A 13,674-nucleotide genomic window follows, 5' to 3' on the forward strand; every position below is an offset into this window, starting at 1 on the left:
CCGGCCCGACGGCCTGGATCAGTGCCCGGCGTCCGCCTGCTCGGTGGAGTCCGCCGCGTGCGCGATCGAGCGGGTGTCCTGGAAGGCGCGGACGCCCTCGATGCCCTGCTCGCGGCCCATGCCCGAGTGCTTCATGCCGCCGAACGGGGCCCGCAGGTCCAGCCGCGCGGCGCCGTGGTCGTTGACCCAGACGTACCCGCACTCCAACTGCCCGCCGATCCGGTTGGCGGAGTCGGTGTCCGCGGTCCAGACGGAGGCGCACAGGCCGGCCCACGTGTCGTTGGCCAGCCGGACGGCGTCCGCGTCGTCGTCGAAGGGGATGACCGGGATGACCGGCCCGAACTGCTCCTGGGTGACGACCCGGAGCGAGGGGTCCGGGTCCACCACGACGGCGGGACGGAGGAAGTTGCCATCGGCGAACTCGCCGCCCGGCAGCTCGCCGAACTCCAGCACCGTCGCACCGGAGTCCTTGGCCTCCTCGATGATCTCGGAGACGAACGCCTTCTGGGCGGTCTGGTGGAGGGGACCCATGGTGGTGCCCTCGTCCAGACCGTGCCCCAGGACGGTCCTCTCCAGCCGCGCGGTCAGCCCGGCCACGAGCTCGTCCATCCGCGACCGGTGCACGTACAGCCGCTTGGCGTTCATGCAGATCTGGCCCGTGGTGTCGAAGATGGCGCCGAACATCCGGTCGAGGTGGTCATCGTCGAGAACGGCGTCCTCGCGGATGATCGCCGGGTCGTTGCCGCCCAGCTCGAGGGTGACCCGGGTGAGGCTGCGCGAGGCCATCTCCATGATCCGCTTGCCGCCGTTGACGCTGCCGGTGAAGCACACCTTCGCGATGTCGGGGTTCTCGATCAGGCCGGCCATCTCGCTGTCCTTGCCGGTCACGATGTTGAGTACGCCCGGGGGCAGCTTCTCGGCGACGCGCTGCACGAGGCGCGTGGTCGCCAGCGGCGTCGACGGCGGCGGCTTGACGATGGCCGTGTTGCCGGCCAGGAGCGCGTGGGGGAGGGACGCGCCCAGGATCGCGATCGGCCAGTTGAACGGCACGATCACGGTCACCACGCCGAGCGGCTGGTACTGGATCGTGGTCTGCACGGGGATGCCCGGAGCCGGCGGCAGGACCTTGCTCTGGTCCACCTCGTCGGCGATCGAGAGCGCGAGCTGCCACCGGATCTCGAAGACCAGCGCGTCCACCCACGCCTCGTGGACGATCTTGCCGTTCTCGAGCGAGAGGATCCTGGCGTCCTCGTCGCGTTCGTCGGCGAGCCCGTCGATGGCGGCGGCCATCTGGGCCGCCCGCTCGGTGGCCGAGAGGGCCGACCAGGCCGGATAGGCCGCCTTCGCGGCCGCGACGGCGTCCGCGACGTCCTCCTTCGTCGCGGCCGCGGCACGGCCGACGACGACACCCGGCCGGGCCGGGTCGAGGACCTCCAGGACGTCGTCCGTGGAGCGCTCCCTCCCGCCGATGTAGAGCCCTGTCGTCACCGGAGCCGTCGTGTTCAACGTGTCCGTCATGCGGATCGCCACCTCTCTGTGTGTCCGTTGTCTGTCTTCCGTTGCTGGCGCGGGAGCGCCAGAGTCTCAGTGCCGGCCGGGCCGCGCACGACCCCTCCGAGGGCGGCGACCACGCGGACCGCGTCGGCGCTGCCGGCGACGTCGTGCACGCGCACGCCCCAGGCGCCCGCGCGTGCGGCCAGGACGGACGTGGCGAGGGTGGCGCTGTCCCGCTGGGCCGGTGGCCGGGGCTGTCCGTCGGGCGCCGCGAGCAGGGCGCCGAGGAAGCGCTTGCGGGAGGCTCCGACGAGGACGGGGAAGCCGAGTCCGGTGATGCGGTCCAGGCCGGCCAGGAGGGCCAGGTCGTGTGCCGGCTGCTTCGAGAAGCCCAGGCCCGGGTCGACCACGATGCGCTCGGCCGTCACCCCTGCCGCCAGCGCCGCGTCGACGCGCGCGCACAACTCCCGCCGCACGTCCGCGACCACGTCGTCGTACGTGGCGTCGGCGTACATGTCGCGGCTCTGCCCCCGCCGGTGCGTGAGCACCCAGGGGACGCCGGCATCGGCGACGACCCGGGCCATGGCGGGATCCGCCAGGCCGCCGCTCACGTCGTTCACCATCCCGGCTCCGGCCGCGAGAGCTGCCGTGGCCACCGACGCACGTGTCGTGTCGATGCTCACGGCGATCCCGTGCCCGGTCAGTGCGGCGACCACGGGCAGGACCCGCCGGAGCTCTTCGTCAGGCTCCACGCGGTGTGCGCCGGGCCGCGTCGACTCGCCCCCCACGTCGACGTAGTCGGCGCCGGCGGCCGTCAGGTGCAGTCCGTGCGCGACCGCGGCCTCGACGGTGTCGTGGCGGCCCCCGTCGGAGAAGGAGTCGGGCGTGACGTTGAGGATCCCCATGACGACGCACCGGCCGGGCCGCACGATCGCACCGCGATCTCCGGTCACCCGTGCATCATCGTCCGCACCTCGGCCTCGATCTCGTCCGCGCGTCGCGCGAGGTCCTCGACCACTGCGACGGTCGAGACCAGGCCCGCCCGCGCAGCCTCGTCGTCGATGCCGGCGAGGTTCGCCTCCACGGCCAGCCGGGCCGTCGTGGCGGCGGCACGGGCCGCGGCGGTCGCCGCGGCGACGTCGCTGACCAGGTTGCGGTTGGCGATCGGCAGCACCCGCCTCGCCAGCTCGACCAGCTCGCCCGCGGAGGCGAGGACGGCGAGCGGGGGCCGCGTCGCGTCCAGCTGGACCTCGGACAGGCGGCGACGCCGCTTCTCCTTCTCCTCCGCGGTGCCGCGGGGCATCTTCATCGCCTCGGCCACGGCCGAGAACGCCGCCTCGTCGTCGGCGGCGGCCCCGAGGCATGCGTCGCGCTGCGCATCGGCCGCCGCCACGATCTCGCGAACCAGCTCCGCATGCTCCTCGGCCTTGGTGAACCGGCCGACCATCGCGACGAGCGAGGCCGACAGGGCCGCCTCGACCGCGGCCGTGGCGCCCGCTCCCGGGGCGGCCATCCGGGCGGCCAGCTGCGCCAGGAAGTCGCCGATCGACTGGGAGTCGAGCTCGTCCCGCCCGCTCACGAGCCGCTCACCGGGAGATGGCCGACGGCGAGCCCGAGCCGGCCACCCACGTCGGGCTTCCCGCCGGCGAGACGTGCCGACCGCCAGCCCCGCAGCGAGTTGAGCACCGCGAGCTGGTCCGCCGCGTGCAGGTCCGCGACGGTCAGGACGCGCTCGTGCAGGCGGCCCAGCTCCAGCAGCCGGGCGCGCTCGACCCCGGGAAGGCAGCCGGAGGAGGTGGGGGGTGTCCACCACCGGCCGCCGAGCCGCACGGCGAGATTCGCCGTGGTGGTCTCGGTCAGCTCGCCGCGCTGGTTTCTGAGGACGACGTCGTCGGCCTCCGGGTGCCGGAGGGCGCGGGTCAGGTAGACGTCGCGGCGGGTGCTCTTGTGCTGGAGCCACGGGCTGGTGTCGTCGACCGGCTCGTCGTCCACCGCGAGGCGCACCTGCCGCGTCCCCGCCGGCGGCATCGCCTCCAGCTCGACCTCGACGTCCCCGGGCCGGGACAGCAGGATCCGCACCCGTGCCGGCTCGGTCAGCCGGGTGACAGCACTCCACACGGTGTCGGCGACGACGGTGGGATCGAACCGGAAGCCGGCCCAGTCGGCCGAGTCGGCCATGCGGGCGAGGTGCCGCTCGAGATGGCGCAGCCCCTCGCCGGGGACGAACGCCAGCGTCTCGAGGAGCCGGTGCTCGGTCACGTCGTGCGCCAGGACGGCCGCCTTCGCGTGCAACTCCGCCCGCTCCCGCGGTGCCTCGGACCCCCAGGTGATGCCCCCGCCCGCCCCGTACACGGCCTCGCCGGTGGTGCGGTCGACGACGGCGGTCCGGATGGCGACGTTGAACCGGGCCCGGAAGGCCCCGGTCGGCGGAGCGACGAGTCCCACGGCGCCGCAGTAGATCCCGCGCGGCGTCGGCTCGAGATCGGCGATCAGCTGCATGGTGCGGCGCTTGGGAGCCCCGGTCACCGATCCGCACGGAAAGAGCGCGCGGAAGAGGTCGAGCAGGCTCGTCCCCGGCCGCACCCGCGCGCTCACCTCCGAGGTCATCTGCCAGACGGTCGGGTACCGCTCGAGGGCGAAGAGCTCGTCCACCACCACGCTGCCGACCTCGGCCACCCGGCCGAGGTCGTTGCGGAGCAGGTCGACGATCATGAGGTTCTCGGCCTGCTCCTTGCTGCTGGACCGCAGGAGCCGGCTCTGCTCACGGTCCTCGGCGGTCGTGCGGCCGCGTGGGGCGGTGCCCTTCATGGGCCGCGTCCGGACGACGTCGCCGGCCCACTCGAAGAACAGCTCCGGGCTGGCGCTGGCGATGACGTGCCGCCCCGTGTCCAGGTAGGCGTTGTAGGCGCCGCGCTGGGCCAGCGCGAGGCGGGCGTACAGCGCGTGGGCATCTCCCGCGACGGTCGAGCGCAGCCGGTCGGTGAGGTTGCACTGGTAGGTCTCGCCGGCCGCGATGTGCTCGCGGACGGTCGTGACCGCGCGGGCGTGCTCGCCGTCGGTCCAGTCCGTGCGCCACGGCCCCGGCGGGCCGTCCTCGACCGGAGGGGTCAGCGGCTCGACCTCCGAGGGCTCGTCGCACAGGCCGAACCAGACCAGGGGTGGCTCACCGGCGGGCGAGGGGCCGCCCGGGAGCTGCTCGTCCAGGCCGGAGGCCGCCTCGTAGGCCACGTAGCCGAAGGCCCAGCTCCCCGCCTCCGTCGCCTCGTGCACCTGCCGCAGCACGTCGGCGACCTCGTCGGGCCGTACGGCGGTCAGGATCTCCGACGGCGGCGGGCAGCGCAGCGCCGTCCCGGAGCGGAGGTCGTCGAACCGAGCCCACGGACGGCCCATCAGTCCCCGATGCCCTGCTGGACCCGCGCCGCGGTGAGGGTGTTGGCCAGCAGCATCGCGATCGTCATGGGACCGACACCGCCCGGCACCGGGGTGATCGCCCCGGCCACCTCCGCGACCTCGTCGAACTCGACGTCCCCGCGCAGGCCGTTCTCGCCGCGGTGGATGCCGACGTCGATGACGGTCGCCCCCGGCTTGACCGCGTCCGCCCCGACGATGCCCGGGATCCCGGCGGCGACGACCAGCACGTCGGCACGCCGGCACACCTCGGCGAGGTCGCGCGTGCGCGAGTGGCAGATGGTCACCGTCGCGTTCTCCGCCAGCAGCAGCTGGGCCATCGGCTTGCCGACGAGGACCGACCGGCCGACCACCACCGCCTCCGCGCCCGACAGCGGGACGTCGTACTCCGCCAGCAGCTGCATGACGCCGCCCGGCGTGCACGGCCGGAGCCCGGGCCGGCCCTGGGCGAGCAGGCCGGCGTTGGCCGTGGTCAGCCCGTCGACGTCCTTCTCGGCCGGGATCTGCTTGATGAGCGCGTCGGAGTCCAGGTGCTTCGGCGTGGGCAGCTGCAGCAGGATGCCCGACACCGCAGGATCGGCGGCCAGTTCGTCGACGAGCGCGGCGGCCGTCTCCTGGTCCACGTCTCCGGGCAGGTGGCGGTGCAGGTCCTGCATGCCGGCCTCGACCGACAGGCGCCGCTTGTTGCGGACGTAGACCTCCGACGCGGGGTCGTCGCCGACGAGCACCGTCGCGAGCCCCGGGGCGATGCCACCGGCGGCGAGGAGCTTCTCCACACCGCGCGCGACGTCCTCGCGGACCCGCCGTGCGACGGCCGTCCCGTCGATCAGCCGTGCGGTCACTCGCGCTCCTCCGAAAGGTGGTCGGTCTCAGGCAAGGTCGGCCAGCATCCGCTGTCGCCACGCCTCGGTCGGACCCAGGTCGTTGAACGTGAAGACGTGGAAGCCCTCGAGGTTGTTGTCCGGCTTGCCCATGTGCGGCGCCAAGCCCTTGATGATCTTGTTGGGGCTGTAGCCGCCGGGGATGAAGAACCGCCAGAACATGCTCTGCTGCTTCTTCAGGAACTTCGCCGACTCGCCGATGCCGAGTCCGCCGGAGACCCGCATGAGCTTCTGCCGGTGCACCGCCCCGGGGACGCCCACGTGCACCGGGAGGTCGATCCCACGGTTCTTCAGCTCCCGCGCCCACTTCAGGATGACCGCCGGGTCGAAGACGATCTGGGTCTTGATGTGGGTGGCCAGGGGGGCCTTGTCCTTGAGCGCCTGGAAGAGCGTCTCCGTCGACGCGGTCGGATGACCCTCCGGATGGCCACCGATGCCGATGTCGGTGAAGCCGTGGTCCAGCTCGTGCAGCGCCACGAGCAGGTCGTGCGCATGCCGGAACTCCGTGGGCTCGTCGGTCGGGTCGCCGCCGACCACGAAGACGTCGGTGATGCCGGCCTCGCGGCAGCGGGCCACGACGTCGGCCAGGTGCGCGCGGTCGCGCACCTGCTGTGCCGACAGGTGCGGGGCCACCGTGTAGCCGTGGCCCACGAGGCTGACGGAGAGGTCGATCGTGACGTCCTGGCCCTTGGCCGGCGACGCGGTCACCGTGAGGCGCACGTCCTTCGGCACGTTGTCGAGAACCGCCTGCTCGGTCTTCTTGAACGGGATGACCTCGTAGCCGAGGTCGTCGAAGGCCCGCCGCAGCGAGTTCCGGGTGGCCCCGTCCCGCACGTTCAGGCCCCGGTCGCGGATGGCTCGGTCCCGGATGGTCAGCGCGCGCTTCACGTGATGTCTCCCTCTGCGGGGGTCGGGCGCGGGGGTCTCCCGCGGACGTCGTCGGCGACGGCACCCCGGACGGGCATGCTCCGGGTCACTGATCCCATACCCAACATCGTGACGTGCGCCACCCCCGGCCGGGACGGTGCTATGGCGGCACCTGCTGCGCCGGATCGGTCGTCGCGAGTACGTCAATCGTCGCGGTGGGCGGGACGTGGGGATCCGGGTGCCCGCCCCGCTCCGGTGTACCCGCCGGGCCAGCCGCACCTGGGGCGTCCCGGCCGTGCCAGCATGGCCCAGGGGAGACCCGGGCCAGGGTTCACCTGGTCGGCGCTGCGTGGGAAGGACGGTCGGGTGGAGCGAGCACGGGTCGCCGGCGGCACGCGGACGGCTCCGGTGACCTCGGACGAGATGGTGTGGCACGCCCCCGACGGACTCGCGGTGGTCGACGCCGAGGCGCGCTTCGTCGAGGCCAACCCCGCCGCCGTCCTGCTGTGCGGCCTCGATCCGCAGGCGGTCGCGGGGGCGCCCTCCCCGTTCCCCGCGCCGGACGACGCAGCGACGGCCCCGCGTTCGGGCGAGCTGACCGTGGCCTGGGAGCCGGTCCCCGGCCAGCGGCGGGAGTTCGCCTACGTCCTCGCGCCGGTCGAAGGTCAGGCGAAGTGGATCGTCTCCTTCCGCGACGTGACCCTCGGCCGCCTGCACGAGCGGCGACTGGCCGCGATCGCCAAGGTCGCCTCCAGCGTCGCGTCGAAGCGATCGCTGCTCGGCACCCTCGAAGCCCTGGCCCAGGAGGTGGCGCGCACGGACGCCCTCGCCGGGGTCCAGATCCTCACGGTGAACTCGGCGGGGGACCGCCTGCACGTGATGGGTTCGGCCGGCTTCGGTCGCGAGGTGCACTTCTTCGACAAGCTCATGGAGTGCCGTGCGCTGGGTGCCCGACTCATGATGCTGGAGGCCCTCGAGAGCCGGGAGCCACTGGTCGCGCCGAACCGGTACGACGCGATCATGCGGGATCCGGCCTGGGCTCCGCTCCACGAGAACATGCGCCATCCCCGGTGGGACTGGTTCGTCAGCGTGCCCCTCCTCGCGCGCGGGGAGCCCGTCGGCATCCTGAACGCGTTCTTCGCTCCCGGTCAGGTGGTGGGGGAGACCGAGCTGGAGTTCCTGCTCGCCATGGCCGAGCAGGCGGCGATGGCGGTGGACCATGCTGCGCTCCTGGAACGGGAACGGGACGTCGCCCGGCGCGAGGAGCGCCAGAAGCTGGCCCGCGACCTGCACGACTCGGTCGTGCAGCAGGTCTTCTCGATGATGATGCAGGCCCGGTCGCTCGGTGTGCTCGTCGAGCGCGGGCTGCCTCCGGCGCCGGAGAAGGTGGCCCAGGTGGCCGACGACCTGAGCAGCAGCGCCGAGGCGGTCCTCGCGGACCTGCGGGGCATGGTCGTGGAGCTGCGCCCGGCGGCGAGCACGGCGGGCGGGCTCGCCGCGGCGCTGCGGTCGCTGGTGGACACCACGTCCGCGCGCACCGGCGTGGACGTGTCGCTCGAGATCGACGACCCCGCCGCCGAGCTGCCCGGGCTCGATGCCGACCTGCTGGAGGACGCCTACCGCATCGTCGCCGAGGCCCTGCACAACAGCGTCAAGCACTCCGACGCGGCGAGCATCGCCGTCCGGGTCGCGGTGGCCTTCCACGGCCGGCGACGGCGGCTCGTCGCCGAGGTCACCGACGACGGCCGCGGGGTGGGCGCCGCGAGCGCCTCCGGTGGCTCGGCGTCGAGCGGCTACGGGATGACCGTGATGCGCGAACGTGCCGCCAGGTGGGGCGGCGCGGTCCGGGTGCGGCAGCCGGCCGGCGGGGGGACGAGTGTGCGGCTGACCCTGCCGCTGCCGGCCTCCCTGCCCGCGACGACCGCAGGTCTGAAGGTGGCGCCGTGACCGCGTCGGAGCTCATCCGGGTGCTGGTCGTGGACGACCACGCCGTCGTGCGCCGTGGTGTGGTCGCGTACCTGGAGGCGCTCGAGGACGTCGAGGTGTCCGCCGAGGCCGGCGACGGGCAGGAGGCGCTGAACCAGCTGTCCCGGGCCGCTGCCACCGGCGAGCTGCCCGACGTCGTCCTGATGGACCTGCAGATGCCCGGGATGGACGGGGTCACCGCGACCGAGGAGGTGCTGCGCCGGTTCCCCCAGCTGAAGGTGGTCATCCTCACCAGCTTCGGGGAGACGGAGCGGGTGCACGCGGCGCTGGAGCGCGGGGCCTCCGGATACCTGCTCAAGGACGCCGGGCCGGCCGAGGTCGACGCCGCGCTGCGGGCCGCCGTCCGCGACGAGGTCTTCCTCGATGCGGCGGTGACCCGCCGGCTCACCCAGGAGATCCGTGCCCCGCGCACGGGGCTCGGCGTGCTCACCGCACGCGAGAAGGAGGTGCTGATCCTCGTCGCGGAGGGCCGGTCCAACAAGGACATCGCCAGGCACCTGGTGATCAGCGAGCGGACAGCCCGCACGCACGTCAGCCACCTGCTCACCAAGATGGGGCTCACCTCGCGGACGCAGGCGGCTCTCCTGGCGGTCAAGGAAGGCCTCGTCCGGCCGCGGTGACGGCGGGCGGCGTCATTTGTCGCATCGTCCGCGCGACAGGGACGACTCCCGGCCTCGGTCAACCGCGCGATCCGCCGGGGCGCCGTTCCTCGTAGCGTCGACGGCGGTCGGGCATCCGGCGTCCCCGTCCCGCGGCCGCCCGCCGGACGGAGGGAGGCCCCGTGACTGCCGCTCCGGAGCACGCCGGGGACGCCGCCCGGCTCGAGGTGGTGTGCGCCGTTGCCGACATGGCGATCGCCGTGCCACCGGACACCTCCATCCTGGAGGCGGTGCGTCGGGCGGGCCTCCCGGTGCCCGCGGCGTGCGCCGACGGGCGCTGCGGTGCGTGCGAGACGAGGGTCCTCGAGGGCCGGCCCGATCACCGGGACGGCGTCCTGACGGGAGAGGAGCGCGCCTACGGGGAGACGATGATGCTCTGCGTCTCCCGGGCGACGCCGCCCTGGCTGGTGCTCGACCTCTGATCGGGTCCACCCGCCGGGGGAGTGCGCGGGACGGATGACGTAGGCGGTTCCTGCCGCAACGGTGGCCCTCTCGTGACATCGGGCCGATCCGGTCCGTCGTCGCCATGCCTACCGTGAGCGGTGGCTGGGCACACGTGTGCCCGACCCGAGTCCGAGGAGGCGAGAGCATGGCCACGTTCGTCCTCGTGCACGGGGCCTGGCACGGAGGCTGGTGCTGGGACCGCGTCGCCACCACGCTGCGCGCGGCGGGACACGAGGTCCACGCGCCCACCTTGACGGGACTGTCGGAGCGGGCGCACCTGCTCTCGCCCCTCGTCGGACTCGAGACGCACGTCGAGGACGTGGTCCGCGTGCTCGACGTCCTCGGCCTCGGCGACGTCGTCCTCGTCGGGCACAGCTACGCGGGGCAGATCGTGACCGCCGTCGCCGACCGCCGTCCCCGGCTCGTCGCCCACCGCGTCTACCTCGACGCGTTCGTGGGCTCCGACGGGGAGGCCGCCCGGGATCTCCTGCCCGAGACGGTGGAGCACCACTGGGCGGAGTCCGCGGCCGAGCAGGGGTTCGGCTGGCTGGTACCGGTGCGCAAGCTCTCCGTCCTCGGCGTCACCGAGCAGGCCGACCTCGACTGGCTGAGCCCGAAGCTCACCCCGCACCCCTGGAAGACCTACACCGACCCCCTGCGGCTGACCGGTGCGGTCGACGACGTGCCCGCTGCCTTCGTCGAGTGCGTCAGCTGGATGCGGGTCTTCGCCGGCCAGGCCGATCGTGCCCGTGCGCGCGGCTGGCCGGTGCACGAGCTGGAGACGGGTCACGAGGCGATGGTCACGGCACCGGAGGAGCTCGCCGCCGTGCTGGCCGGCATCGCCGGCCGGCTGCCGGCCGCGTCGGACGAGAAGGAGAGCTGAGATGGAGTTCCTCGTCCGGTCGGAGAACCGGCTGCCCGCGGACACCCCCGCCGAGCGGCGGGAGGAGTTGCGCGCCGGCGAGCGGGCAAGGGCGATGGAGCTGCGCGCCGCCGGGGTCCTGAAGCGGCTGTGGCGGGTACCCGGCCGCAATGCCACCATCGGCCTCTACGAGGCCGAGGATCCGGCGGCGTTGCACGACGCCCTGATGTCGCTCCCGATGGCCCCCTGGCTCGACGTCCACGTGGAGGCCCTCGCCACCCACCCCCAGGAGCGGACGTGACACGCCCGCGCGGGGGAGCAGCAGCACTGGAGAGAGGACACACGACAGCCATGACCAGTGGCACCGGGCCCGGCCGCCTGGACCTGCCGGGCACCCCCATCTTCGACGGTGACACCAGCCGCCGGGGCTTCCGCATGAACAAGCTGTTCATGAGCCTGCGCGACGCCGGGAGCCGCGAGCGCTTCCTCGCCGACGAGGCCGCCTACTGCCGCGAGTTCGGGCTGACGGCCGAGCAGGAGAAGGCGGTGCTGGAGCGCGACTGGCAGGCGATGATCGACCTGGGCGGCAGCATCTTCTACGTGTACAAGCTGGCGATGATGGACGGGCGGTCGATGCAGTACCTCGGCGGCGTGTTCACGGGCATGGGCGAGGACGACTTCCTCGCGGCGATGCGGGCGGGAGGGCGCCGGGATGGCTGAGGTGATCTGGGGTCTGGCGACCTCGCACGTGCCGTCGATCGGCGCGGCGATGGACCGCGGCAAGACCGACGACCCGAACTGGAAGGCGCTCTTCGACGGCTACGCCCCGGCGCGGGCGTGGCTGGCCGAACACCGGCCCGACGTCGCGATCGTCGTCTACAACGACCACGCCAACGGCATCGACCTCGACTTCGTCCCGACCTTCGGGCTGGGCACCGCCGAGCGGTACGAGGTCGCCGACGAGGGCTTCGGCCGCCGTCCGGTACCCGACGTGATCGGCGACCCGGAGCTCTCCCTGCACCTCGTGGAGAGCCTCGTGGACGAGTCGTTCGACCTGACCGTCTTCCAGGAGTTGCACGTCGACCACGGGTTCACCGTGCCCCTGTCGGTCTGGACCCCCGACCCCGGCGACGCGTGGCCGTGCCCGGTCATCCCGCTGCTCGTGAACGTCATCCAGTACCCGCAGCCCACCGCGGCCCGGTGCTATGCGCTGGGCCAGGCCCTCGGACGGGCCATCCGGAGCTACCCGAAGGACATCACGGTCGGCGTCCTCGGCACCGGTGGCATGTCCCACCAGCTGGCCGGGGCCCGGGCGGGCTTCATCAACCCGGACTTCGACGCCATGTGGATGGAGGCCATCGAGAAGGACCCCGCCAAGCTGGCCGCGCTGTCCCGCGAGGAGCTGATCCGCCAGGCGGGCTCCGAGGGGATCGAGCTGATCATGTGGCTGATCATGCGGGGAGCGATGAACGACCGGATCACGAAGGTCCACTCGGACTACTTCGTGCCCGCGTCCAACACCGCGGCCGGCATCGCGCTGTTCGACAACCGGGTTCCGCAGCCCGCCTGAGCCGTGTCCGCCGTCCGGACGGTGGCCGGGGAGTTCCCGTCAGCGCGAGCGGTAGGTGTCCCGGGCGTCGTAGGGGCACGGTGCCACCGTGGCCCGGATCTCCACCTGGCGGTGTTCCTCGACCGCGGGCTTGGCCGAGACCGGGTCCTCGCCCCAGACGACGACCACCTCGGTACCCGGCTCGCTGAGCTCGGCGTCGATCGTCGCCAGCGACACCATCTCGCGCTCGTTGGCGAGGTAGCCGCAGTCCATCGAGATCCCGACCGGCTGCCCGTCCTTGAGCACCTTGTCCTCGTGGTGCGTGGCGTAGCGGGCCTTCGGCAGGTCGATGTACTTGGCGCCCGGCCCTGGACGGTACAGCGAGCCGATCGCCGCGGTGACGTCGTCGGCGTTCCAGACCAGCGTGACCTTCGTGCGCCGTGGCGTCGTCTGCGACAGGCGCTCGAGCGCCTCACGGCCGATGAACTCGTGGTCGAACCTGACGGTCTTGCCGTAGCCGATGTCGTAGGGGGTCAGGTAGTAGTCGGAGATGTCCGCGGAGTCGAGGCTGCCGCCGATGGACCCCACCTTCGTGACGGGGAGCCACTCCCGGTACTCCTGCATGAGCGGGTGGTTGGAGAACAGGGCGGGCATCGGGGCCGGCACCCATCCCGAGCCGAGGTTCGCGGTCGAGTACGCCTTCGACCCGACCCGGACGAGTCCGTGGTTCTCGCCCGCCCGGAGCAGGGCCTCGAGGACGGCGTCGGCGTCCTTCCAGGGACCGAAGAGCTCGAAGCCCGGCTGGCCGGCCATGCCGTGCCGCAGGCCGCGGACGCGACGACCGGCGATGGTGAACTCGGTCATGTTGAAGAACTTGACCTCCGGCACCGCCGTCCCGAGCACGTCCTCCATCAGCGCGGGAGCGGTCGGTCCCTGCAGCTCGTAGCGGTAGAACCTCGGCGGACCGGCCGTGCGCACGATGGAGTTGTCGTCACGTTCCACGGTGGCGTCGTAGTTCCCGCGCTCGAGGTTGAACGTGACCCAGTCGATGGCCATCGGGTGCCCGACCAGGTCGAACAGCTCCTCCTCCAGGTGGAAGAGGATGGCGTCGCCGATCAGGTGGCCGTCCGGGTTCACGGCGACGAACTGCTTGGCCTTGCCCACCGCGAAGTTCGCGAAGGTGTTGACGCCGGTGTCGCTCAGCAGCCGCAGGGCGTCCGGGCCCTGGATGAAGAGGTCGGTCATGTGGTGCGACTGGTCGAGCAGGGCGCACGTCTCGAGCCAGGAACGCTGCTCGGAGCGCCAGTTGGTGAATTCCGGCCGGACCGGGAAGGTGCTCGGCGGGAAGGCCAGGTTCCTCAGCAGCTCGACCGGGCTGCCGGCCCGTGCGAGCGCGGCCGCGAGCGAATCGGGTGCCATGACGGGGACGACCTTTCGTCGGGAGGCCGGGGCGGCCCGCCGCATCGGACGTGAGCGCAGGAGTCGCGGTGGCCCGGGCAGGGAACGCCTGCCCGGGCCACCGCG

The 13,674-nt window shown here is 72.8% G+C and carries 14 protein-coding genes; 7 read left to right on the plus strand and 7 right to left on the minus strand.

What is annotated here, in order from left to right; all coding sequences use genetic code 11:
• Positions 1–18: 18 nt before the first annotated feature.
• The 6 genes from E4P40_RS15190 to E4P40_RS15215 are packed head-to-tail and all read right to left on the minus strand — an operon-like array spanning position 19 to position 6,671.
• On the minus strand, positions 19–1,518 hold the full coding sequence (locus E4P40_RS15190) for an aldehyde dehydrogenase family protein (RefSeq protein WP_135159378.1): 1,500 nt from the start codon (positions 1,516–1,518) through the stop codon (positions 19–21).
• Complete coding sequence (gene folP, locus E4P40_RS15195) at positions 1,515–2,447, minus strand: dihydropteroate synthase (RefSeq protein WP_245160364.1); 933 nt, start codon at positions 2,445–2,447, stop codon at positions 1,515–1,517. The genes E4P40_RS15190 and folP overlap by 4 nt, the downstream gene beginning before the upstream one ends.
• Positions 2,444–3,073, minus strand: a complete 630-nt coding sequence (locus E4P40_RS15200) for a cyclodeaminase/cyclohydrolase family protein (protein WP_245160365.1) — start codon at positions 3,071–3,073, stop codon at positions 2,444–2,446. Before E4P40_RS15200 ends, folP begins: the two co-directional genes overlap by 4 nt.
• A complete protein-coding gene (gene pabB, locus E4P40_RS15205) occupies positions 3,070–4,884 on the minus strand; it encodes an aminodeoxychorismate synthase component I (RefSeq protein ID WP_135159379.1) in 1,815 nt (604 codons plus the stop codon). The genes E4P40_RS15200 and pabB overlap by 4 nt, the downstream gene beginning before the upstream one ends.
• Complete coding sequence (gene folD, locus E4P40_RS15210) at positions 4,884–5,744, minus strand: bifunctional methylenetetrahydrofolate dehydrogenase/methenyltetrahydrofolate cyclohydrolase FolD (RefSeq protein WP_135159380.1); 861 nt, start codon at positions 5,742–5,744, stop codon at positions 4,884–4,886. Before folD ends, pabB begins: the two co-directional genes overlap by 1 nt.
• Positions 5,745–5,771: 27 nt before the next feature.
• Positions 5,772–6,671: a methylenetetrahydrofolate reductase gene (locus E4P40_RS15215; protein ID WP_209305349.1), complete on the minus strand. Its 900-nt coding sequence runs from the start codon at positions 6,669–6,671 to the stop codon at positions 5,772–5,774.
• 345 nt (positions 6,672–7,016) lie between these two features.
• Here E4P40_RS15215 and E4P40_RS15220 point away from each other — a divergent pair, with 345 nt between their 5' ends.
• From E4P40_RS15220 to E4P40_RS15250, 7 genes are all read left to right on the plus strand, one after another.
• On the plus strand, positions 7,017–8,597 hold the full coding sequence (locus E4P40_RS15220) for a GAF domain-containing sensor histidine kinase (protein ID WP_135159381.1): 1,581 nt from the start codon (positions 7,017–7,019) through the stop codon (positions 8,595–8,597).
• Positions 8,594–9,256 carry a response regulator transcription factor gene (locus E4P40_RS15225; protein WP_135159382.1) on the plus strand — a complete coding sequence of 221 codons (663 nt, stop codon included), beginning with the start codon at positions 8,594–8,596 and terminating at the stop codon, positions 9,254–9,256. Before E4P40_RS15220 ends, E4P40_RS15225 begins: the two co-directional genes overlap by 4 nt.
• Positions 9,257–9,417: 161 nt before the next feature.
• The gene (locus E4P40_RS15230; protein ID WP_209305350.1) at positions 9,418–9,717 is read left to right on the plus strand and encodes a 2Fe-2S iron-sulfur cluster binding domain-containing protein; all 300 of its coding nucleotides are present in this window, start codon (positions 9,418–9,420) and stop codon (positions 9,715–9,717) included.
• 167 nt (positions 9,718–9,884) lie between these two features.
• Complete coding sequence (locus tag E4P40_RS15235; RefSeq protein WP_135159383.1) at positions 9,885–10,622, plus strand: alpha/beta fold hydrolase; 738 nt, start codon at positions 9,885–9,887, stop codon at positions 10,620–10,622.
• A gap of 1 nt (position 10,623) precedes the next feature.
• Positions 10,624–10,902 (plus strand): muconolactone Delta-isomerase family protein, encoded by a 279-nt coding sequence (locus tag E4P40_RS15240; protein WP_014376357.1) that lies wholly within the window; start codon positions 10,624–10,626, stop codon positions 10,900–10,902.
• A gap of 50 nt (positions 10,903–10,952) precedes the next feature.
• Positions 10,953–11,321, plus strand: coding sequence for a protocatechuate 4,5-dioxygenase subunit alpha (gene ligA / locus E4P40_RS15245; protein ID WP_135159384.1), 369 nt, complete (start codon positions 10,953–10,955; stop codon positions 11,319–11,321).
• Complete coding sequence (locus E4P40_RS15250) at positions 11,314–12,171, plus strand: class III extradiol dioxygenase family protein (RefSeq protein ID WP_135159385.1); 858 nt, start codon at positions 11,314–11,316, stop codon at positions 12,169–12,171. Before ligA ends, E4P40_RS15250 begins: the two co-directional genes overlap by 8 nt.
• 39 nt (positions 12,172–12,210) lie before the next feature.
• Here the strand turns inward: E4P40_RS15250 and E4P40_RS15255 are convergent, their stop codons facing one another.
• Complete coding sequence (locus tag E4P40_RS15255) at positions 12,211–13,569, minus strand: aminomethyltransferase family protein (protein ID WP_135159386.1); 1,359 nt, start codon at positions 13,567–13,569, stop codon at positions 12,211–12,213.
• Positions 13,570–13,674: the final 105 nt, after the last annotated feature.

The organism is Blastococcus sp. CT_GayMR20 (genome assembly GCF_004570345.1).

What these genes read in the sequence shown, in the direction of transcription:
- E4P40_RS15235 (WP_135159383.1), top strand. Translation starts at nt 9,885, where the DNA reads ATGGCCACGTTCGTCCTCGTGCACGGGGCCTGGCACGGAGGCTGGTGC.
- E4P40_RS15240 (WP_014376357.1), top strand. Translation starts at nt 10,624, where the DNA reads ATGGAGTTCCTCGTCCGGTCGGAGAACCGGCTGCCCGCGGACACCCCC.
- ligA (WP_135159384.1), top strand. Translation starts at nt 10,953, where the DNA reads ATGACCAGTGGCACCGGGCCCGGCCGCCTGGACCTGCCGGGCACCCCC.
- E4P40_RS15255 (WP_135159386.1), bottom strand. Translation starts at nt 13,569, where the DNA reads ATGGCACCCGATTCGCTCGCGGCCGCGCTCGCACGGGCCGGCAGCCCG.
- E4P40_RS15250 (WP_135159385.1), top strand. Translation starts at nt 11,314, where the DNA reads ATGGCTGAGGTGATCTGGGGTCTGGCGACCTCGCACGTGCCGTCGATC.
- pabB (WP_135159379.1), bottom strand. Translation starts at nt 4,884, where the DNA reads ATGGGCCGTCCGTGGGCTCGGTTCGACGACCTCCGCTCCGGGACGGCG.
- E4P40_RS15190 (WP_135159378.1), bottom strand. Translation starts at nt 1,518, where the DNA reads ATGACGGACACGTTGAACACGACGGCTCCGGTGACGACAGGGCTCTAC.